Genomic DNA, 22215 nt, shown 5'->3' on the forward strand with positions numbered 1-22215 from the left:
ACGGAGGACCTTTTGCTATTCATGGATCGATTTTTTGCGCACATCCAAACCGCGTGCCAGCCACATAACAGCGGCGATCAACAGCACCGAACTGATGCCAAGAACGACCGCGTTTGGCGTGGCTTTCGAGTAGACATCCGCCAAATTGAAAATGGCGATCGATTCCGGCCAGGTCGGCGCCAGGAACATGGCAGCCGCTGCCAAGGAATTATTGATGATGTGCAATAGGATCGGCAAAAGCAGATTGTTGGTCCGCAAATACAGCAAGGATGCCACCACACCAAACAGGAACGCGCCAATGATATCCAGATGCAAAATCCCGAACAGCAGGCTTGAAATCAAAATTCCGCCCCACACGGAAGTCTTGCCGATCAGCCGTTTGAGCAGCACGCCGCGGAACATGAATTCCTCGACCACAGGCGCCAAAATCGCGATGGTGAAAATCGTGAAGACGATATACCAAGGCGTATCCGGTATCGGAAACGTCTCCAGCATGAAATCGACCAGCCACGGCGCAACCGGTGCGAGCACGAACAGCTGAAACCAAAACATGCTGAGCGAAAAGGCGATCGACACCGCAACTAAGCCGAATAAAGCGGGCAGCCACTTTTGGATGCCGCCAAAAGACAGGACGCTCCAAACGGATGTGTTGTGCTTGCGGAAATAATAGCCGAAATAGATGCCTGGAACAAGGACATAGAGCACCAATTGGCTGACGACATCAAAAGTCGTATCGCTGACATCCAGCACCAGCAAAACCACAATCGTCAAAATCATGCCAAGTACAGAAAACAGGATCAAATAACGTGCCTTCATTTGTTCAAACATGGAGCACCGCCTTTTTTTATAGCGAATCTACTATGTATATAGATTATACGCGTCCGAGCGCAGCAAGTTTCACTTTTTATCCGAACCCGAATAGTCGTCCATATGAGCTATTTTTAGACATGCATGCAAAAAAACGTTATGCTTAAAGGAGTTTACCCGACCGTTTTATCGGCGGGAAGAACGGAAGGATGATTCAGATGGCGTTTCTAGACAAACTGAACCAATTGAAAGACAAGTCGATCGAAAAAGGCAAAGCGCATTGGGAAGAAAACAAAGACGACTACAAAGAAAAAGCAACAACTTACAAAGACAAAGCGATGGTCATGAAAGACGACGTGGCCAATAAAATCAAAGAAAAAACAAAAAAATAGCAGTGGAGTTAGCCGGGCGAATGCTGCCGGGCTATTTTTTTATGGAAATTTCGGGTTCTACAAGAACTATTTGGATTTCTACATGAATCCTTTCGGTTTCTACCTGAAGTTTTCACGATTCAACGGGGAAAGTGTGAAGCTACCTGAGAGTTCGCTGTTTCTACAGGCACTATTTGGATTTCTACATGAATCCTTTCGGTTTCTACCTGAAGTTTTCACGATTCAACGGGGAAAGTGTGAAGCTAACTGCGATTTCGTTAGTTCTACAGGAACCCTCCATTTTTCTGCCAGAACTTTCAAGCTTTCTACATGATCTCTTTAACTCTCTACACGCCTTTATCTGCCACACTAAATAAAAACAGAAAATTCAAACTTTATATTTCTCCGTAATCAAGCGATAATAGGAGTAATGAAAAGAGCGGAGGTCATTTGATGAGAAAGGCATTATTCTTTCTATTGATTCTCATGTTAACGGCATGCCAGGAGGAAGATGCCGAACCAGCTCCTGAGCAGCTGCCGGAAGAAACAGCCGAAGCGGTCGCATCGCCTGAAGTGCGGGTGGCAGAATTTATTGAGCTGTGGAAGAGTGGGGACTTTCCTGCGATGCATACCCATTATTTGAATCAGGGAACGCAAGCGGTATACGGAGAGGCGAATTTTGTTACCTGGCAACAGGAGCTTCATGAACAATTGGCAATCGACAATCTAGAAATCTCCTACACACCTGTGGAAGATGGAGACTGGACCCCGGAACAGCCGGCGGATTTCGCGATTCAAGTAGCGTTCGATACGATCATCGGCCCGGTGGAATTTGAAAAGACACTGACGCTGCTGTATGAATCGCACGGAGAAGTGGAAGACTGGTTTGTTGAATGGGATCCATCTTTTATTTTGCCGAATCTGGAAGCAGGCGATCGGGTGTCGACTGAAATAGCCCAAGGGCCGCGCGGGGAGATTGTAGACCGCAACGGCAACGCGATCGCTTCCAACAACACCGGCTACGAGGTCAGTATCATTCCGGAAAACTTTGATGAATCCAAAAAGCAGCAGCTGGCAGAACTGCTTGGCATGAGCGAGCAGGCTATTGACGACAAACTCAATCAGTCCTGGGTGCAGCCGCATTATCTCGTGCCGATTGCGCAAATCAAGGCGGACCAATCGACATTGGATGAGCTGTTCACGATTACCGGCACGACGCGTGCAGAAGTGGACATGCGCAATTATCCGTACGGCCGTGCCTTGTCGCACATTACCGGCTATATGGGCCCGATCACCGCTGAGCAGCTGGAGGCGTGGAGCGGTGAGGGCTATTCGGCTGAAACAATGGTCGGGCGGCAAGGCCTGGAGGAAATATTGCAGGAACGCCTACGCGGTGCGGCAGGCGGGCGAATCATTTTAGAGAAGCAGCAGGAAAACGCTGTCATCACCTCAGTGGAAAATGAACCCATTCCAGGCGAGACGGTCGCGCTGACGATAGATGCCGAACTGCAGCAAACTCTTTACGGCGCAATGGAAGAACAAGCGGGAACCAGTGCCGCCATCGATCCGGATACTGGAGAAACGCTGGCGCTCGTCAGCTCACCGGGCTTTGATCCCAATGAATTCGTACCGAACATTACCAACAGCCGCTACCAGGAACTGGCCAACGATCCGCTCCAGCCGTTCTTCAACCGTTTTGCGGCTGTCTATACCCCGGGTCCTGTCATCCAGCCAATCACAGCGGCCATTGGATTGGAAAGCGGCACGCTCGATCCGGCTGAAGGCTTGGACATTGCCGGCAATTCATGGCAGCGCTTTGCCTCTTGGGGGGATTACCGGGTTACCCGGCCGCGCGCCGACGTGCCAAATCCGATCGATCTCGACAAAGCACTCGTTTATTCCGATTCGATATATTTTGCCCAGCAGGCGCTCAATATGCCAAATGACGATTTCCGGATCGGATTGGAAAACTTTGGCTTCGGGGAGGAAATTGACTTTCCAATCGACTTGTCACCGTCCCGCATTTCCCAGGACGGCACATTCGGCTCGGAAGGCCAGCTTGCCGGAACAGCTTCCGGCCAAGGGCAGATGCAGGTCAATATTCTCCACCTGGCAACTTTATACAGCCCCATTTTGACAAGCGGCACGCTTTACAAGCCAACTTTGCTTTTAGATGACGAAGATCAGCAAGTGTGGAATGAAAATCTGCTAAGCGCTGAAAATGCTGAGCTGCTGCGGATGAGCTTAAGCAATGCCGGCACGGAACTGGGCACAGAACTCGCCGGCAAAAGCGGAACCGCGAATGAAAGAGGCGAGCAGAACGCCTGGTTTGTCGGTTATAGCCTTGTCAATCCGGATTTGATTGTCGCAATGATGATCGAAGGAGAAGAAGGGGTGGAAGGGATGGCCGAGCAGGTTCTCGAGGCGCGGGAAAATGAGTGAAACGTGTAGTTTCTCGGGTGAGGTGGCGTGCGATTTGCTTTAACCCGGGTGTTTCCTGTTTCAACCCGGGTGTTTGTTGTGTATACCCGGGTGTTCGCTGTCCTAACCCGGGTGTTCGCAATTTCAACCGGGATTCCCACAAAAAAACAAGCATCCAAAGGACAGCTTGTTTTTCCAATCCACTTTATTCAAATGTTTCATTCTCGGGGGGCCCTAACTTGTCGGTCAGAACCTCCAGGATGTCGTCGAAATACTTGCCGTCGTACCACATTTCCTTATACGAAGCAGAGCGGATGATCGCATGCGGATCGACTTTTGTCACATCGATTTGTGCCGTGTGGCTGGAACCTGTCTCATCAATCTCTTTCTTTTTTTCAAGGATAAAGTTTTCCATGTCATCCGCTTCATAATGCTGGAAGGTTTCGACTACGTCGTCAAACAGCGGCATTGTATCCTCCGGGCTTTCGAACAGCCAGGCATAGCCCGCTTTCTCATCAGCCAAGCGCAAAGTCAGTTGATATTCCAAAAACGCCATCTCCTTTATCAAGCTATTTGCCGAACATAAAATCTGTATTGCCAATAAACCCCGTGGCAGTGGACAAGTTGCCAGCAAGAAATTGCTGTAATAGGAATATACCCGATTGTCCGGCAGTCAGTCCTCGCAATTGCAAAAATCAGGAGGATAAACATTTATTTATAAAAGCAAACCATCTCTTTACGGAAAATTTGGCGAAATGATGTCGCTTTTTTTAACAAGAAAATATATCCATCAAAAGCAGCACGTTCTACTGTATGCTTGCTGCCGAAATATGCTATTATTTCTTATTACAAAGAGAAATTGCTTTACAGCAGTGGATCGAATCGGATTTCAGCCATTATCGAAGTTTGTGGTGTCTGAAAAGAACCAAAAAGGGAGGCGTCTGCATTGGGAAGGACTTAATGAAAATTGGTGAAATTGCAAAATTGAGCGGAGTATCTACAAGAACCATCGATTTTTATACGCAATCCGGATTGCTGCACAGTGAACGGTCTGATTCAAACTACCGGCTTTATCCGGCTTCTGCTTTGCAGACGCTCGAACGCATTCAGCTGCTGAAAAAACAGCGTTTGTCGATTTTGGAAATCAAAGAAATTCTGGATGCGCCCGAAACTTTGGAAACGGAGCTCTTGGTCGAGGAAGTTTACGAAGAATTCGAATGCCTGCAACGAAAAATCACGAGTTTGGAAGAGCAATTAAAAGATGCACCAAGCACGGTAAAGACGCACGTCAGCAAAGCGCTTGAGCATCAATTGGCAGCAATTACCGCCTTGATCGCTTTGCTGTAATCAACTTTGGAGGTGAATCCCTTTTTTTAGGGAAGACACGTGGATATAGTTACCTTATTGAATTTAGTGTTATTAGTAGTATTGATTGCCTTGACGGCATTTTTCGTCGGCTCGGAGTTTGCGGTCGTTAAAATCCGCATGTCGCGGCTCGACCAATTAATAGCAGAAGGCAATAAAAAAGCAGTGACCGCAAAAAAAGTAGCCACTGACTTAGATTATTACCTGTCTGCCTGCCAGCTTGGTATTACCGTAACCGCACTCGGACTTGGTGCACTCGGGAAGCCGACTGTCGAGCGCCTGATGTACCCGATCTTTGATTATTTTTCAGTTTCCGATGCCATCGCATCGACTGCATCCTACGCCATCGCATTCCTGCTTGTGACTTACCTTCACGTAGTAGTAGGCGAAATGGCACCTAAAACATTGGCAATCCAGTTTGCAGAAAAAATGTCATTGCTTTTGGCACCGCCACTCTATTGGTTCGGTAAAGTCATGAAGCCATTTATCTGGTCATTGAACGGAGCTGCCCGCGTTTTGCTGAAACTTTTTGGCGTCCAGCCGGCAGGACACGAATCGGCTTATTCGGAAGAAGAGCTGAAAATTGTCATGGCTCAAAGCTTTGAAGGCGGAGCCATCAATGAAACTGAACTTTCCTATATGGAAAATGTCTTTTCATTCGATGAGCGCGTAGCCAAAGATATCATGGTGCCGCGTACGGAACTCGTCACGCTGGACAAAGACATGCCATTGGCAGAAATTATCGAGATTTTGGATGAAAACAACTATACACGCTATCCTGTAACAGAAGACGGCGACAAAGACCGCGTTCTCGGCTTTGTCAGCGCGAAAAAAATGCTTCCCCACATTGTTGCGGGACGTGAATGGCAGCTTGAGGGATTTGTTATGGAACTGCCTACTGTCTTTGAACAAACCGGCCTGCAGGATGCTTTATTGCGCATGCAAAATGCCCGCGTCCATATTGCCCTTGTGGCGGATGAATACGGCGGCACCGCCGGCATGATCACGATGGAAGATATTTTAGAAGAAATCGTCGGTGAAATCCGCGACGAATTTGATGCCGATGAAGTGGCAGACATCAGCGTGGTCAGCGACAACCAATACTTGCTCAATGGCCGTGTGCTATTGAAGGATCTGGAAGAGCGCTTTGGCTTAGAGTTTGATGAAAGTGAAGACATTGACACCATTGGCGGCTGGATTCATTTCAAGAGCCCGGGAGAAGTAGAGACCGGAGCAACCTTCACGGAGTCCAACATTTCGTGGACCGTCGTTGAAATGGACAACCAGCAGATCAAGCAAGTGATGTTCCATAAACACTCGAAAAATTAATGGCATGCAATAGATAAATGGAACTGTGAAGACAATTCTCCACGATTCCATTTAGCAAATTAATGGAGGTGAATCCCTCGTTTGAGGGAGACCAATTGGATGGACAAATAGTAATTAACTTAATACTCGTCGCGTTGCTGATCATCGCAACCGCATTTTTCGTAGGTGCCGAATTTGCTATATTAAAGGTACGGATGTCAAGAATTGACCAACTGATATCAGAAGGCAACAAAAAAGCTGTACGCGCCAAAGAAGTAGCCAATGATTTGGATTATTACCTGTCTGCCTGCCAGCTGGGTATTACGGTAACGGCCCTTGCACTTGGTGCATTAGGAGAGCCGACAGTTGAGCGTATGCTCCATCCGCTGTTCGATACTTTCGAAGTGTCGCCTGCGATGTCGACGTTCCTTTCCTATGCAATCGCACTCAGCATTGTAACGTTCCTGCACGTAGTCATCGGGGAATTGGCGCCTAAAACATTGGCGATTCAATATGCCGAGAAAATGACGCTGCTGCTCGCACCACCGCTTTACTGGTTCGGTAAAATCATGAACCCGTTCATTTGGGTGATGAATGGTTCGGCACGTCAGCTTTTGCGTTTATTCAAAGTAGAGCCAGCCGGCCACGAACAAGCCCATTCGGAAGAAGAATTAAAGCTGATCATGGCCGAAAGTTACCAGAGCGGTGAAATTAATCAAACCGAATTGACTTACTTGAAAAATATCTTTGCTTTTGACGACCGCATCGTCCGGAATATCATGATTCCGAAGTCAGAAATCGTTTCAGTCGACAGCCGCCTGACGCGTTCAGAGCTGTTTGAAGTATTGGACAAACACGAATATACCCGCTTCCCGGTAGCCCAACATGGCGATAAATCCCGGCTGATCGGATTCATCAATACGAAAGAACTTTTGACCAGCATGGCAGCAGGAAGAGAACAAAATCCGGAATCGTTCATCCACGAGATGCCGCGCTTCCCGGAAACGGCTCCGATCCAGACAGTATTGACCAAAATGCAGCAAAGCCGCACGCACATGGCGATCATCACCGCGAAAGACGGTACCACGTCCGGCCTTGTGACGATGGAAGATATTCTAGAAGAAATTGTCGGAGAAATCAGCGACGACTCGTTCGAAGCAGAACCGACCTGATCGGAATAAGGAAGGAGAGAAGCCCTCGAGGCTTCTCTTTTTTTGTTTTATGGAAAATTATTGATATAGTGGGAGTATAAAATTTTTCGTTAAGGAGCAGTTCCATGCACAAGAAAACCGCAAGAAGATCCATCCTGTTTTTCGGCGCCTTGATCTTTTTCGCAGTCGCCGCATTTTTCAGCCTGTACGAAGGCAGCCAACTCGACGACGTATCGTGGGAGTGGCCGCATTCCGCAGTTTTCACCAATTGGCTGAACGGTAAAGTCACATCAGCAGACGATATCTTGACGGTTGATTATTTGGTTTACGCGGCAAAATTCGAGCCGCTATTCCCAATTATCATGTTCATTTCAGGCCTGATCTTGTTCCTGCAGCTGGCTTTCTGGGTGTTTAAAGGGAAAAAAACTGCACTGAGCGTATTTCTGATGGTTTTTGCGGTTATGTTGTTGGTTTTCAGCGGCACGTTGATGGCTTCGCCGACCGACGGACTCCAGTTGTTTTCCAGAATTTTTCTTGGGAGCGCAATTCTTATCGTGGCAAGTTGTATCTTTTGGCTAATCAAGGAGAGGAGACTTCCGTATTAGACTGGTTGTTTGCGGAAAATGTGGGTTTGTTTGCGGAATAAAACTTTTGTTTGCAGAATATCCCACTTTGTTTGCGCAATCCCGTCTTTTATTTGCGGAATAAAGGGGTTTATTTGCAGCACAGAAGAATCTGGCAAAAAGGGGTAGAATGAGGGTAAGCAAAATCCAAAATCCAGCGTAAGGAGGGAGAATTAATGGCTTTCGAGACGATCGACGACTATATCCGGGAAGCTCCAGAAGACGTGCGGGAAATTTTGCAGACACTGCGGCTCATCATTCAAGAAGAGGCGCCGGAAGCTGAAGAGGCGATCCGCTACCAAATGCCGACGTTTATTCTGCATGGCAATCTGGTGCATTTTGCGGCATTTAAAAACCATATCGGATTTTATCCTGTGCCCAGTGGAATCACGGCTTTTCAGCTAGAGCTTGCTCCGTACAAGCAAGGAAAAGGATCAGTTCAGTTTCCGTTGGATAAGCCCATGCCCTATGACTTGATTCGCCGGATTGTCCGGTTTCGGGTGGCAGAGAACCTTGCGAAAGCGAAATAACGTAGACGAGCAGGCAGGCCAAGTGGGTCTGCCTGCTTGTTTGCAGTTTGCGTGCGGGATTCTGCATGTTGCTTATCGATTTCCGCAACTTGCTTGAAAAGAAGAGACGGGATATGGAATTTTACATATGCTAAGGCTATAGATATTCTCCATGCCAGGCTGCAACAAAAGGAGTAAAGAAGGACCTCATAAACTGAGGGGAAGGGGTGGCGTTGAATGAAAGTGTCATTGAATATCGATAGCGGGTTTAAGGAAACGAAAGTGATCATTGAGTGCAGCGAAATGGATGACTCTATAAAAAGCATCATTGATTTTATAAAAGGGCAGGATACACGGTTCTTGGTTGGACGGGACGGTGATATGCAGCACATTTTGAAGCCGGCGGAAATTCATTATTTTCACACAAACAGCGATACTGTAGCGGCGGTGACAGAAAAAGGTGAGTTTCGCCTGAAGGAAAAACTCTATGAATTGGAAGAGGTTTTGCCGCCGAGCCAGTTTATACGGCTCTCGAAATCGGTCATTGCCAATCTGGATGAATTAAGCCGCTTTGAAGCTTCTTTCAACGGCACGCTATGCGTTTATTTCAAATCAGGGGCAAAGGAATACGTCTCTCGGAATTATGTCAACGCCATTAAAGAATCTTTGAAAATGAACAGGAGGAAAGAAAAATGAAAAACTTTGTGGTCAGAAGTATAATGGGGATATTCTTCGGAGCTTTTCTCAGCGTCGTCATGACGAATTCGGTGGTTTTGAGCGGCCAGGAAACCTTGGATAGTGAGTTGTTTTTACGCAACTCACTGGGCAGCATGCTGTGCGGCTGGTTTTTCACGGCCAGTACACTGTATTTTGAAAACCACAAATGGTCGCTGCGGCGGCAAACGGTGACGCATTTTGCGACCGTTATCGTACTGTACTTCGTATTGGCCATTGGCATCGGCTGGTTCCCCTTTACTGTGCCAAGCTTTTTGCTGATGCTCGCAATCTTTGTGGTTTTCTACGCATTGTTCTGGACCGCTTTTTACTTTTACTTTAAAAACCAGGCGCAAAAGTTGAATAAAGAATTAAACCACAAATAATAGGGTAAACCAGCCGCCAGCGGCTGGTTTTTGATTGCTGGAAAAGAGAAGATTTGCTAGTTGTTTGCGGAATCTCACGGCTTCTTTGCGGAATAAATCATTTGTTTGCGGAATATCCCCCGTTGTTTGCGCAATCGGACGCTTTATTTGCGCAATCCACGGGTTTGTTTGCAGAATCCAGTTTTCGGGACACATCTGCACTTTCGCAACAGAAAAATACGCTTTCGGCATACCATGCTGAAAGCGTATTTCCCTTCTATCTATGTACTTTTCTACCAAGCTCTAATTGTTTTTGCTCCAAAGCAATTTTGTCGCGCTCTAAGTGGATTTCGGCCAGTTTGATCTGCGATTTCCGGTAGATGTCAAAGCCAGCCAAAAGAAGGAAGCCGACGCCGATGATGGCCATCAGCATGTAGAATCCGATTTCCATGATAAGTCCTCCTATTTTGCTAGTAGATGAAATTCCAAAGCTATCCATGAAGCGCCTGTTGTGCCTGACGCTGATTTTCTTCGCGACATAAAAGTCGTACTGGGCGGCGTTGCGCATTTGAGGGGCACCGATATGGCCTTCGGTGCCGTATACGTTGGCGTTGACTCTCAACACGGTGTCATAGGTGATGCCCAGGGCGCAGAGTCTGCCCACCGCTTTGTAGTACATATCATCGCCGAAAGCGGTATACACCAAATGTTTTCGTTTGAAAAAAAGTCGCCGGATCACTCCCATACCGTCCAACCCCTCCCAAAAACTATGGTCTCCGCTGCAGCTCTTCGGCAATTGTCTTCAAATAGGCATTGCGCTCTTTCGCCAGCTTCAAAGCAGCCATCACGGCATAAATGATAAAGCCGAATACCACTAAATAAAACAGGATCGATAAAATTGGAATCAAGAAGAAAAACTCATTCATTGCACTCATGGAAGCACCTCCTCATATCCTTAATACGCAAGAAGAGAAAAATCGTTTCAAAAAGTTTACGTGGCCAATAATCTTTGGAACCTATCCCTTGATGGAACGTATGGATAAAGAAAGAACGGCTTACGGAATAACAAAGGAGGGATTTTCATGGACAACTTTACTTGGTTGCTTATCATAGTTGGAACCATACTCCTCATCGTTATGGCAAATCGGTATTTTACTTGGTGGGCAAAGAGCTTGGCGGTCATCTATTACGGCACTTTAACATTCCTCTTCATCGGTATGACCCGGAGCATCAATGAAAAATACAGCGGCATCATCCCGGTTCCTGAAGCGTATTGGGATGAAAACTCCCAATGGGCGTACACGGCATCACATTTGTTTTTGTTGCCATTCATCAGAATTCTGTTTTACCTTTACTATCGATGGTTCACGAATGCACAGTCCCTAACCGCGATAATCCTGATCACCATCAGCCTGCTGCCGGCAGCGGCACTGGTATTTTTCTTTTATTTCATCATCGATTTCGGCTATGGCTACCGGCCGTAAAACGCACCAGTTTTTGTTTTTCTGTAAAAACATTCCCTTTTTTTGAAACATTTTGATAACACTTCCGTATACTTACTATAAGCCTCTATCGTGTACATAAGAAATAGCTGGACGGCAAGAGGCAATCATTAGACTAGAAGGAGTGGAAGCAGCATGGAATCCATAGGCATCATTACAGTAGTTATTGCGTTGCTGATCATCGCCGCAATCGCGGGTGTCGGTTATTTTTTCTGGATGAAAATCCGGTACCGCACCGCCAAATCCAATGAAGCATTGATCATTACCGGACCAAAACTTGGTGATCCGGAAAAAGATACCAACATCTTCACCGACGACGAAGGCCGTTCGATGAAAATTATACGAGGCGGCGGTTACTTGCTGAGACGCTTCCAAACGTCAACGCCTGTCAGTTTAACGTCGTTCCAGCTGAAATTGGCAACACCGCGCGTTTATACAAATGCTGGGGTACCGATTGTGGCGGACGCTGTTGCGATGGTGAAAGTTGCCGATACGCTGAACGGCATCGCCAATTACGCCGAGCAGTTTCTTGGCAAAGAACAGGAAGAAATCGAAACCGAAATCATCGAAGTGCTGGGCAGTAATTTGCGTGCGATCCTGTCGAAAATGACGGTTGAAGACATTAACAGCGACCGCGAAAAATTCAACACGGACGTGCAGGACATCGCCCAGAAGCAGCTTGATTTGATGGGCTTTAAAATCACGTCACTCGGCTTGACCGATTTGCGTGATGCCGATGAAAACAACGGCTACCTGGAAAACCTGGGCCGCCCGCGTATTGCGGAAGTCCGCAAGCTGGCTGAAATCGCGGAAGCGAACACGGAGCGAGAAACACGCATTCACCGTGCGCAAACTGATCAGGAAGCGAAAGAGGAAGAATATTTGCGCCAGATTTCCACCGCGCAATCGAAAAAAGAAAAAGACATCAAAGACGCTGCGTTCAAAGAAGAAACCGAGCGTGCGCGCGCCAAGTCCGAGCAGTCATACGAACTGGAAAAAGCCAAGCTGGCGATGCAAATCCAGGAAGAAGAATTGAGCATGCAATTTGCAGCGCGGGAACGCGCCGTTAAGCTGGAAGAAGAAGAAAGCAAAGTGCGTAAGACAAAAGCCGATGCAACTTATTACGAAACGACGCGTTCTGCAGAAGCCGATGCCCGCCGTGCCGTCATCGACGGGGAAGCGAAAGCGAAGATCAAACGCGACGAAGGTTCTGCAGAAGCGGAAGTTATCCGCGAACGAGGAAAAGCGGAAGCCGAATCCCGCAAACTGTTGGCAGAAGCCATGGAAGAGCACGGCGATGTCATCATCACCGAAAAACTGATCGACATGCTGCCGGTCTTTGCCGAGAAAGTCGCATTGCCGCTCAGCAATATCGACTCGGTGAAAATCATTGATTCCGGCAACGGCCAAGGCATTCCGTCCTTCGGCAAAAGCGTCACCAAAACGATGGTCGACATGCAGGAGCCGCTCAAGGAAATGACCGGCATCGACGTCGGCGAATTGCTGAAGTCCTATGTGAACCGCAACAAAGCCGCTAATCCGCAGCAGGGACCGGCTGCAACATTGCCGATTGTCCAAAAAGAAGAGTCAACACTTGAACCAGATGCCAACGACACGCAAGAAGACCGCTAAAGCGGAATAAAACCCATCACCTCTTTCGAAGAGGTGGCGGGTTTTTCTCTTGCCTGGCTGCTGTTCAAATCCGATTAATCGACATGATTCCATAAAAAGATGCTATTATATCTGTAGATTGGCACAAAAGAGATTTTAGAAAATGGCCAAATTGACGAAATGGGACAACTGATTTTATTCAAAAGATAGAGAGCTGCGCCAAGGGAAAAATCTTGTGAGTTGTAATCTAAGGGGGAAATTTCATGGGAGAAGCGTGCAAAGTTCTGATTGTGGATGATGAAATGTTGATCAGGCAAGGGATCATTAATTATATTGACTGGGAACAAGAGGGATTTCAAATTGTCGGGGAGGCTTCGAACGGCAAAGAAGCGCTGCAATTGATTGCGGAGTTTTCACCGCATATTGTCGTCACCGACATTGTCATGCCGATCATGGACGGCATCGATCTGGTCAGGGAAGGGAAGAAAGCGTTTCCGGACACTGAGTTCATTGTCTTGAGCAGTTTTGAAAACTTCGATTATGTGCGCTCGACGTTCCAGAACGGAGTCGCCGATTATATATTAAAGCCCAAGTTGAATGGGCCTGAATTGTTGAAAATCTTGAACCGGGTCGTCAGCCGGATTCCAGATTTGCAGCATTGCGTGTCGGCCGTCAAGCCGGAACGTTCTACTGAAGAAATATTGGAAAACATGATTTTGGGCTACGATTTTTCGTTGGATCAGACAGTTTTGGCCAATGCGCTGCCTAACAGCGGCTTTGCCTTGCTGGATGTCCAGGGGAAAAACCTGGATCCATTCCAGCTGAAAGCGGGACTGCAACGATTGAGTTTGAAAGAACTGCCGGTATTCGCTCTAAATTCCAGCGAAACAGAAACCGTGATTTTGCTGAACTTCAACCGGGATCAGCTGGACAACATCAAAAGGACGATTGAACAACAGGCAGCGGAAACTTCGGATGCCGCGTGGATGTTGTTCGAGCCGTTCGATGCGATCGACGACATCAAAAGAGTTCACGATGAAGGCCGCATGAAGATGAAAAAGTATATGTTTTATTTGCCGGATGCGAATTTATTCAGTTACGACAACCTGCCGGAAGAAAATGAAAAACAGGACAACTTCGATTTGAATCATTTTATCGAGCTGTTCAAAGACCGCTTGTTCAATGCGGCTTTTACTTATTTGGAAGACCATGTGGATTATTTGGCGGGGCGCTACAACAACGACAGTTTTGAATTCAAGTCGTTTTTAGGCAATATTGTCTTTAACGTCATCGTGCTATTGGATGCCATGAAATACGATACCCAAGAACTTGAAGAAAAAAAGTACGGTTATTTCTCGGCGATCAACGAAGCGAAGCATGCCAAAGAAGCATTCGATCAATTCAACGAATTTTTGGAAGAGGTGCGGACCATCATGCTTGTGGGCGACAAAGCAAACGAGTCCAACAACCTCGATAAGATTCTGGGGTATATTGAGCAGCATTATACAGAGCCGCTTCGGCTGTCTGAAATCGCCAATCATTTTCACTTTAACGCTTCCTACCTGTCTTCTTATTTCAGCACGCACCATAAAGAAGGGTTCAGCGAATACTTGAACCGGGTGAGGATCAAGAAATCGATGGAGCTGCTGGAAAACAGCACAGTATCCATTTCGAACATCAGCGGAATGGTGGGCTATTCAGAGCATAGCTATTTTTGCAAAGTGTTTAAGCGCATAACCGGGATGTCTCCAGGCAGTTACCGAAAGGAGCTCCAAGCCCGCCATGAAAATGAAGAAAAAGGCCTTTCTAGTCTTAAGAAATAACAGCCTGTTTGTTAAAATGTTCCTGATTATGGTGCTCAGCATCGTCGCTGTGTCCCTGCTGATCACGTTCAGCTCGATCCGGATGTCTTCCAATTTATTTATGGAAACTTTCAGCATTTCAAACACAAAAGCGCTGGAACAGATTGAAATCCAGTTTGAAGACTATAGCTTTGCTGTCGTCAGTGCGATGAACCAAGTCCAAAACAACGGCACCATCAAAAGGGTGTTGACCCAAACAGATGCCACTACCATTGAAACGTTCAGATCTTATCATGACATCAGCGAGCAGATTGAACGCATCTACCCGACAGTCGAGTCGTATGATGCCAATATGATTGTGCTCGGCAACAACGAGCGGCTGTACAACGTAAATTATTCGAATTGGCCGGTCTCGTGGGAAGTGCTGAGAAACCATCCGATCACTGAGTATACGATCAATCGGCCGAACACGCTGCTTTATCAATACTTGCCGTCCACTTCGTTTACGGACGAACCGATGATTGTCGCAACAAAAGCGCTCATGGAAAGGTCTACCGGTGAAATCTACGGCGTCCTGTATTTTCCAATTCGGGAAGCGCAGCTGAAACAGTTCTACGAAGGCTACACGAGCATGGAAACCGAAGTACTGCTGGTCGATGAAACCGGAAGGATCGTTTCCAGCAACAAAGAAGAAATGATCGGTGACGAAGCGATCGACGTTATGGCATTGGCAAAAGAAGTAGAAGATGAGGAACTGGAATTCAAAGATGTCCATGTTTTCGGCAAGGACTATATGCTAATGTCCCAATACCTTCCGACTTATAATATGTACCTTGTGAACTTGGTGGATAAAAACGCGGTCCTGGACAATTTGGTCAACACCAAAGAAATTCTGTTGATCAGCCTTGGCATCGTGCTGCTTGCCGTCATCGTCGTGTTTATCATATCCCGCCGGATGACCAACTCCATCAGCCGTTTGGTCAAGCAAATTTCGGCAATGGCCAAACACGATTTTAATATGCCGGTCGCTGAAACCGGCGGCTACGAAGCGAAGAAAATCGCCAATGCATTCAACTCCATGCTCAGCGAATTGCAGGAATACGTTGATCTCGTCGTTCAAGCGCAGCAAAAGCAGCGTAGCGCGGAACTGATGGCGCTGCAGCATCAAATCAACCCGCATTTTATTTACAACACCTTGGCATCGATCAAATTTATGATCCAGCAAGGCAAAAAAGAAAATGCGACCGATATGATTCACGCGCTTATTTCGCTGCTGCAAAACGCACTCAGCAATGTCGATCAAACCATCACCGTGGAACAGGAAATAAAGGATTTGAAAAACTACGTCCTGATCAACCAATCGCGGTATGGCGAAGGAATCAAAGTGAATTTCTTCATTTCGCCGGATTGCCTCGATTGCCAGTTGCCGAAGCTGATTCTTCAGCCGTTTATCGAAAACGCCTTTTTCCATGCGTTTAACGAGAAAAAAGAAGGATTCGTGCAAATTCTGGTGTCCCAAAAAGGCGAGAATCTGTTGTGCGAAATCGCCGATAATGGCGATGGCATGGAGATGAAGGGCGATTATACGAAAGAAGATATTAAAGAGAAACGCCATCTGTTTAGCGGGATTGGCATCCGCAATGTCCATGAACGCATCCAAATGCTTTATGGGGAAGAATACGGCGTAGAAATCACCAGCAATAAAGGCGAAGGCACAAAAGTGAAAGTGGAATTGCCTCTTCAGAAAACCGATACACTGGTAAAACCCAACAAAATTACAAGTTTCCAAGAATAGTACAATAGAATACAGAAAAATTTGAAATATCTAAAAATTTTCGAATAAAACACCTAAAGATTGTGCTAACAATCTTTTTTTTTTGGTCGCTATACTGTATGTAAGGCGAAAAGTTAAGCGCTTACAAAAAGGGGGATTTTTGATGAAGAAGTTTTATCTTATGCTATTACTGGTAGTCGGTATGGTTGTGTTGGCAGCTTGTTCTTCGGGGGATGAAGAAACAAGTGAAGGCGGCGGTTCAGAAGGTTCATCAAGTGTAGATACAATTACAGCTTGGGCTTGGGATCCGGCATTCAACATTGCAGCTCTTGAAAATGCAAAAGAGGCTTACAACGGAGACGGCGAGTATGAAGTCGAAGTCATTGAAAATGCACAGGACGATATTATTCAAAAATTAAACACAGGGCTTAGCTCTGGTACAACAAACGGAATGCCAAACATTGTCCTGATTGAAGATTACCGTGCACAAAGCTTCCTGCAAGCTTATCCGGATGCATTCCATCCGCTGACGGACGTTATCAATTCAGATGACTTTGCAGAATATAAAATTGCTACAACAAGCTTTGAAGGAGAGCAATACGGATTGCCATTCGATTCTGGTGTAGCTGCATTGTATGTCCGTACAGACTATCTTGAAGAAGCAGGATACACAGTGGAAGACGTAACGAATATCACGTGGGATGAATACATTGAAATTGGTAAAGATGTAAAAGAAGCAACAGGCAAAAACATGCTGACATTGGATCCGAACGATTTGGCTCAAGTTCGCATGATGATTCAGACAAACGGTTCATGGTATGTGGATGAAGACGGTTCAACACCGAACCTGGCCGGCAACGAATCACTTGAAAAAGCATTTGAAACATACAAAGAAATGATGGATGCGGACATCGCAAAAATCGTTTCTGACTGGAGCCAGTTTGTTGGCGCATTCAACAGCGGCGATGTTGCCAGTGTTCCAACAGGAAACTGGATTACGCCAAGCGTTAAGCAAGCAGCAGATCAATCAGGCAACTGGGCAGTAGTACCAATGCCGCGTTTGGATATGGAAGGCGCAGTAAACTCTTCTAACTTGGGCGGCAGCTCGTGGTACGTATTGAACGTGGATGGCAAAGAACAGGCAGCAGATTTCATGCTGAACACATTCGGTTCAAATCCTGATTTGTACCAGACACTTGTCGAAGACATCGGTGCTCTTGGAACGTATTCACCAGCAGCTGAAGGAGATGCCTATGCAGTTGAAGATGAATTCTTTGGCGGACAGCAGCTTCTCACAGATCTTTCTACATGGACAGACGAAATTCCAGCCGTCAACTATGGCCTTCACACGTACGCAATTGAAGACATTTTGGTCACTGGAATGCAAGATTATTTGAACGGCGCAGAGCTTACGACAGTACTTGAAAATGTCCAAGGACAAGCTGAAGCACAACTCAAATAATGGATTGGAAATAAATGAAGCCTTGAGTTGCCGCCGAATAACTGGTAGAAGTGCTTTAACGCTCACCAGTGCGGCTCAGCTCAAGGTTTTTTTATAGGAGGAATGAGAAGCATGAGTCAGCAATCAACCAAAAAAGGCGAAATGGATCTTCCAGTGCGCTTGCGCTATAAAGAAACCAAACGCGAAAAAACAGGTGTGTATTTCAAGAAAAAAGTTGGTTGGCTGTTTATCATTATCTCAGTCATCGCAATTACAATCTTTAACTTTTACCCGATGGTCCAGGCGTTCCTGTTGTCGTTCCAGACTGGAATGGGTGGAAACCTGGAATTTACGGGCTTATCCAACTGGCAGCGATTGTTCGGCGACCCGACGTTTATCGCAGCGCTAACCAATACATCAATTTACCTGCTCATTCAAGTGCCATTGATGATTGTATTGGCGTTATTCTTTTCCGTCCTGTTAAATGATCCGAAATTGAAATTCAGAGGATTTTTCAGAATCGCGATTTTCTTGCCATGTGTTACGTCACTGGTAGCTTACTCAGTCATCTTTAAATACTTGTTCGGAATCGATGGCATCATCAACATATTTTTGCTCAACTTTGGTTTTATTCCCGAATCGATCAACTTTTTAGCTGATCCTGTATGGGCGAAAGTGGTCATCATCCTTGCGATTACGTGGAGATGGACAGGCTATAACATGATTTTCTATCTGGCAGCTTTGCAAAACGTCGACAAGTCGATTTACGAAGCGGCACGAATTGATGGAGCCAACTCTATCCAGCAGTTTTTCCAGATTACTGTGCCGATGCTGAAGCCGATTATTTTGTTCACATCGATTACGTCAACAATCGGTACATTGCAGATTTTTGATGAAATCGTCAACATCACCAACGGCGGACCCGGAAATGCGACAATCTCGATTTCGCAATACATTTACAATCTTTCATTCGAATACACGCCTGACTTTGGTTACGCATCAACGGTATCCTACGTCATCGTAATTTTAGTGGTAATTCTTTCAATTATTCAATTCAGAGTGGCGGGTGAGAAAAAATGAAAAACGTAAAACGAATCTTTATTTATGTATTCTTAAGTCTCGCAGCCATCGTCTCCATTTTTCCTTTCTTGTGGATGCTCGTCAGCATCACGAACAAATCGGTGGATGTGACCCAGGGGCGCTTATTGCCTGGAACCCACTTGATCGAAAACATGAAAACTTTGTTTTCGACGATCGATATCGTCCCGGCTTTGATCAACTCGACCATTATTGCGGTCATCACCACCGTGTTAACGCTCCTGCTGGCTTCGCTTGCCGGCTATGGCTTTGAAATTCACCGCAGCAGAGGAAAAGACATCATCTTTAATATTTTGCTGTTGTCGATGATGATTCCGTTTGCGGCGATCATGGTTCCGTTGTACCGCATGTTCGGCAGCATCAGCGACACAGCACCGTTAATCGGAATTGACTCGCTCGGCGCAGTTATTTTGCCGACAGCGACTACGGCGTTCTTTATCTTTTTCTTCCGCCAGAACACCAAAATGTTCCCGAAAGATTTGGTGGAAGCAGGACGAATTGACGGCTTGAGTGAACTTGGCGTTTTCTTCCGCATCTATATGCCAACGATGAAAACGACGTATGCAGCAGCAGCAATCATTTCGTTCATGAACAGCTGGAACAACTACTTATGGCCATTGGTCATTTTGCAATCACCGGAAAAAAGAACGATCCCGTTGTTGATTTCAAATTTGGGATCAAGCTACTCACCAGATTATGGCGTGATCATGTCTGCCATCGTCATCGCCACATTGCCGACTGCACTTGTATTCTTCCTGATGCAGAAACACTTTGTTGCGGGAATGATGGGGTCGGTTAAGGGGTAATAATCGATATTCCGCAAAATAGCTGCGCTTGCCGCGGGCGAGCGCCAAGCCGCTTCGTCGCTGCGCTCCTGCAGGGTCTCGGCTGTCTCGCTTTCCCGCAGGCGTCTTCGCTATTTTGCTCCATATCTAATTATGTAGTGGAAAAGTATAGTTGCTATCAGTTAGTCAGTTACTTAGCGCCGGCGCGTCCAGGGGCTAGGCGAAGCAAGAAGACAGGTGGTTTTCCTGGCTTTTTGCGGGAGCTATGCCCAGAGCGACCGAAGCGGGTAAGAAGTCCACTTTATCTAAGTTACAAGTAGGAGGTAAATTGTGCCGATTTTATATAACGAATCCACACGTGAGTTTCATCTGCAAAGTGAAAAAGTAAGTTATATTCTCAGTGTTTTGGAAAATGGGCAGCTTGGCCATCTTTATTACGGCAAGAAGCTGCGCCATCGGGAGTCGTTCGAGCGTTTGTTCCATGTGGAAGAGGCGCCGAACACGGCTTGCGTCAATGAAGGGGATCTTGTTTTTTCGCTGGATTTGATCAAGCAGGAGTATCCGGCATACGGAGCAACGGATTTCCGTGAACCTGCATATCAGGTGCTGCAAGAAGGCGGCAGCCGCATCACGAATTTTGTTTACCAAAGCCATGATATCTATCAAGGGAAAAAAGGGCTGGAAGGCTTGCCTGCGACGTATGTGGAAAATGAGGATGAGGCAACGACGCTGGAAGTTTATTTGTACGATAAGGAAATCGATGTGGAAGTCCGGCTTTCTTATACGGTGTTTGAAGGATTGAATGCAATTGCCCGATCTTCTCAATTTATCAATCGCGGGCAGGCGGATGTCAATTTGACGAGAGCGATGAGTGCCAGCTTTGATTTGCCGGATTCGGATTTTGAAATGGTGCAGCTGTCAGGGTCTTGGGCAAGAGAGCGGCATATTAAAAACCGCAAACTGGTGCCAGGCACTCAAAGTATTGCCAGCACAAGGGGAACGAGCAGTGCGCAGCACAATCCGTTTCTTGCACTGAAACGTCCTTCGACAACGGAACATCAAGGCGAAGTGTACGGTGTGAGTTTGGTCTACAGCGGCAATTTCCTGGCACAAGTGGAAGTGGACCATTACGATGTGACCCGCTTGATGATCGGCATCAATCCGTTTGATTTTAATTGGCTGCTGGAAAGCGGCGAGAGTTTCCAGACGCCGGAAGTGGTCATGGTGTATTCAGCAGAAGGCTTGAATGAAATGAGCCAGACGTTCCACAAGCTGTACCGGACGCGGCTGGCGCGCGGACAATGGCGCGACCGTGAACGGCCGGTATTGATCAACAACTGGGAAGCGACCTATTTCGATTTTGATGAAAAGAAAATATTTGAGCTTGCGAAGTCATCCAAGGAATTGGGCGTGGAACTTTTCGTCCTGGATGATGGCTGGTTCGGCAAGCGTGATGCCGATACGTCATCTTTAGGAGATTGGTTTGAAGACAAGCGCAAATTGCCGAACGGCCTTGCTCAATTAGCCAAAGACATAACGGGCTTGGGCATGGAATTCGGCTTGTGGTTTGAGCCGGAAATGGTGTCGAAAGCAAGCGAACTGTATAAAACACACCCGGACTGGGTCATCCACGTTCCCAATCGCAAAATGTCGCATGGCCGAAACCAGTTTGTTTTGGATTTCTCACGACAGGAAGTGGTGGATTTTATTCACGGCTTAGTGGCAAAAGTGCTGCGGGACGCACCGATTTCCTATGTGAAATGGGACATGAACCGCTATATGACGGAAATCGGCTCCCTGGAACTGCCGGCTAACCGCCAGCGCGAAGTGGTCCACCGTTATATATTGGGCGTTTATTCATTGTATGAACGGCTGACAACGGAATTTCCGCATGTATTGTTCGAGTCCTGTGCAGGAGGCGGCAGCCGGTTCGATCCGGGCTTGCTGCATTACGCGCCGCAAGGGTGGACGAGCGACGACACCGATGCGGTTGAACGCTTGAAGATCCAATACGGCACATCGCTGGTTTACCCGATCAGCTCGATGGGCGCACACGTATCCGCGGTGCCGAACCATCAAGTCGGGCGGATCACGAGCCTCGAGACACGGGCGAATGTTGCCTACTTTGGCGCTTTCGGATACGAGCTTGATGTGACGAAGATGTCAGACCAGGAAAAAGAAACTGTCAAACAACAGATCGCTTTTTACAAAGAAAACCGTTCGCTTATCCAGCAAGGACAATTTTACCGAATCGAAAGCCCGTTTGCAGAAGACGGCAACATCACCAGCTGGACCGTTGTATCAGACGACCAAAATCAGGCGATACTCGGCTATTACCAAGTGCTGGCCAAGCCCAATCCTGGATTCACGCGTGTGTTCTTTAAAGGACTGAACCCGGAATTCGAGTACGCGATCGACGGAATAAACGACACGTTTTACGGAGACGAACTGATGGGCGCAGGCCTTCAGCTAAACCGCTACCGCACGAATGAACATTCGGTTGATTTTTCTTCTGTTGTTTATAAATTAACCAGAGTGTAAGTGGTGTTGAGTTCTACTATCGCATCG

At 46.8% G+C, this 22215-nt stretch carries 22 protein-coding genes; 17 read left to right on the forward strand and 5 right to left on the reverse strand.

Annotated elements, in window-relative coordinates:
• Positions 1–15: 15 nt before the first annotated feature.
• Positions 16–828 (reverse strand): CPBP family intramembrane glutamic endopeptidase, encoded by an 813-nt coding sequence (locus QOZ98_RS06455; RefSeq protein WP_308786664.1) that lies wholly within the window; start codon positions 826–828, stop codon positions 16–18.
• Between the two features lie 197 nt (positions 829–1025).
• Here QOZ98_RS06455 and QOZ98_RS06460 point away from each other — a divergent pair, with 197 nt between their 5' ends.
• Together QOZ98_RS06460 and QOZ98_RS06465 are read left to right on the forward strand one after the other, a co-directional pair.
• Entirely contained in the window at positions 1026–1199 is a 174-nt protein-coding gene (locus tag QOZ98_RS06460; protein ID WP_185960097.1) for a hypothetical protein, read from the forward strand.
• Positions 1200–1631: 432 nt separating this feature from the next.
• The gene (locus tag QOZ98_RS06465) at positions 1632–3620 is read left to right on the forward strand and encodes a penicillin-binding transpeptidase domain-containing protein (protein WP_308786665.1); all 1989 of its coding nucleotides are present in this window, start codon (positions 1632–1634) and stop codon (positions 3618–3620) included.
• Between the two features lie 184 nt (positions 3621–3804).
• On the opposite strand, the gene QOZ98_RS06470 is transcribed toward QOZ98_RS06465, so the two are convergent.
• Positions 3805–4146 carry a hypothetical protein gene (locus tag QOZ98_RS06470; RefSeq protein WP_308786666.1) on the reverse strand — a complete coding sequence of 114 codons (342 nt, stop codon included), beginning with the start codon at positions 4144–4146 and terminating at the stop codon, positions 3805–3807.
• 413 nt (positions 4147–4559) lie between these two features.
• Here QOZ98_RS06470 and QOZ98_RS06475 point away from each other — a divergent pair, with 413 nt between their 5' ends.
• The 7 genes from QOZ98_RS06475 (at position 4560) to QOZ98_RS06505 (ending at position 9655) form a co-directional block, all read left to right on the forward strand.
• The gene (locus QOZ98_RS06475) at positions 4560–4946 is read left to right on the forward strand and encodes a MerR family transcriptional regulator (RefSeq protein WP_308786667.1); all 387 of its coding nucleotides are present in this window, start codon (positions 4560–4562) and stop codon (positions 4944–4946) included.
• 39 nt (positions 4947–4985) lie between these two features.
• Positions 4986–6293, forward strand: coding sequence for a hemolysin family protein (locus QOZ98_RS06480; protein ID WP_308786668.1), 1308 nt, complete (start codon positions 4986–4988; stop codon positions 6291–6293).
• A gap of 95 nt (positions 6294–6388) precedes the next feature.
• Positions 6389–7444: a hemolysin family protein gene (locus QOZ98_RS06485; RefSeq protein WP_308786669.1), complete on the forward strand. Its 1056-nt coding sequence runs from the start codon at positions 6389–6391 to the stop codon at positions 7442–7444.
• A 104-nt stretch (positions 7445–7548) separates the two neighbouring features.
• The gene (locus QOZ98_RS06490; protein WP_308786670.1) at positions 7549–8028 is read left to right on the forward strand and encodes a DUF4306 domain-containing protein; all 480 of its coding nucleotides are present in this window, start codon (positions 7549–7551) and stop codon (positions 8026–8028) included.
• Positions 8029–8222: 194 nt separating this feature from the next.
• Positions 8223–8576 (forward strand): iron chaperone, encoded by a 354-nt coding sequence (locus QOZ98_RS06495; protein WP_308786671.1) that lies wholly within the window; start codon positions 8223–8225, stop codon positions 8574–8576.
• Between the two features lie 216 nt (positions 8577–8792).
• Positions 8793–9251 carry a LytTR family DNA-binding domain-containing protein gene (locus tag QOZ98_RS06500; RefSeq protein ID WP_308786672.1) on the forward strand — a complete coding sequence of 153 codons (459 nt, stop codon included), beginning with the start codon at positions 8793–8795 and terminating at the stop codon, positions 9249–9251.
• Positions 9248–9655 carry a DUF3021 domain-containing protein gene (locus QOZ98_RS06505; protein WP_308786673.1) on the forward strand — a complete coding sequence of 136 codons (408 nt, stop codon included), beginning with the start codon at positions 9248–9250 and terminating at the stop codon, positions 9653–9655. Before QOZ98_RS06500 ends, QOZ98_RS06505 begins: the two co-directional genes overlap by 4 nt.
• Here the strand turns inward: QOZ98_RS06505 and QOZ98_RS06510 are convergent.
• From QOZ98_RS06510 to QOZ98_RS06520, 3 genes are read right to left on the reverse strand one after another with little or no spacing between them, the layout of a single operon-like run.
• Positions 9641–9934 carry a hypothetical protein gene (locus QOZ98_RS06510; protein ID WP_308786674.1) on the reverse strand — a complete coding sequence of 98 codons (294 nt, stop codon included), beginning with the start codon at positions 9932–9934 and terminating at the stop codon, positions 9641–9643. The genes QOZ98_RS06505 and QOZ98_RS06510 overlap by 15 nt on opposite strands.
• Complete coding sequence (locus QOZ98_RS06515) at positions 9912–10379, reverse strand: hypothetical protein (protein WP_308786675.1); 468 nt, start codon at positions 10377–10379, stop codon at positions 9912–9914. The genes QOZ98_RS06510 and QOZ98_RS06515 overlap by 23 nt, the downstream gene beginning before the upstream one ends.
• A gap of 22 nt (positions 10380–10401) precedes the next feature.
• On the reverse strand, positions 10402–10569 hold the full coding sequence (locus QOZ98_RS06520) for a hypothetical protein (RefSeq protein ID WP_308786676.1): 168 nt from the start codon (positions 10567–10569) through the stop codon (positions 10402–10404).
• A 147-nt stretch (positions 10570–10716) separates the two neighbouring features.
• On the opposite strand from QOZ98_RS06520, the gene QOZ98_RS06525 reads away from it, so the two are divergent.
• From QOZ98_RS06525 to QOZ98_RS06560, 8 genes are all read left to right on the forward strand, one after another.
• The gene (locus QOZ98_RS06525) at positions 10717–11118 is read left to right on the forward strand and encodes a hypothetical protein (RefSeq protein ID WP_308786677.1); all 402 of its coding nucleotides are present in this window, start codon (positions 10717–10719) and stop codon (positions 11116–11118) included.
• 153 nt (positions 11119–11271) lie between these two features.
• Complete coding sequence (locus tag QOZ98_RS06530; protein ID WP_308786678.1) at positions 11272–12768, forward strand: flotillin family protein; 1497 nt, start codon at positions 11272–11274, stop codon at positions 12766–12768.
• 242 nt (positions 12769–13010) lie between these two features.
• The gene (locus QOZ98_RS06535; protein ID WP_308786679.1) at positions 13011–14570 is read left to right on the forward strand and encodes a response regulator transcription factor; all 1560 of its coding nucleotides are present in this window, start codon (positions 13011–13013) and stop codon (positions 14568–14570) included.
• A complete protein-coding gene (locus tag QOZ98_RS06540) occupies positions 14530–16344 on the forward strand; it encodes a sensor histidine kinase (RefSeq protein ID WP_308786680.1) in 1815 nt (604 codons plus the stop codon). Before QOZ98_RS06535 ends, QOZ98_RS06540 begins: the two co-directional genes overlap by 41 nt.
• Before the next feature lie 142 nt (positions 16345–16486).
• Positions 16487–17785 (forward strand): ABC transporter substrate-binding protein, encoded by a 1299-nt coding sequence (locus QOZ98_RS06545; protein WP_308786681.1) that lies wholly within the window; start codon positions 16487–16489, stop codon positions 17783–17785.
• A gap of 111 nt (positions 17786–17896) precedes the next feature.
• On the forward strand, positions 17897–18844 hold the full coding sequence (locus QOZ98_RS06550) for a carbohydrate ABC transporter permease (protein WP_308786682.1): 948 nt from the start codon (positions 17897–17899) through the stop codon (positions 18842–18844).
• The gene (locus QOZ98_RS06555) at positions 18841–19668 is read left to right on the forward strand and encodes a carbohydrate ABC transporter permease (RefSeq protein WP_142830808.1); all 828 of its coding nucleotides are present in this window, start codon (positions 18841–18843) and stop codon (positions 19666–19668) included. Before QOZ98_RS06550 ends, QOZ98_RS06555 begins: the two co-directional genes overlap by 4 nt.
• A 309-nt stretch (positions 19669–19977) precedes the next feature.
• On the forward strand, positions 19978–22188 hold the full coding sequence (locus QOZ98_RS06560) for an alpha-galactosidase (RefSeq protein WP_308786683.1): 2211 nt from the start codon (positions 19978–19980) through the stop codon (positions 22186–22188).
• The last annotated feature ends 27 nt before the right edge of the window (positions 22189–22215 follow it).

This window comes from Planomicrobium stackebrandtii, from assembly GCF_030814955.1.
Lineage (GTDB): Bacteria > Bacillota > Bacilli > Bacillales_A > Planococcaceae > Planococcus > Planococcus stackebrandtii.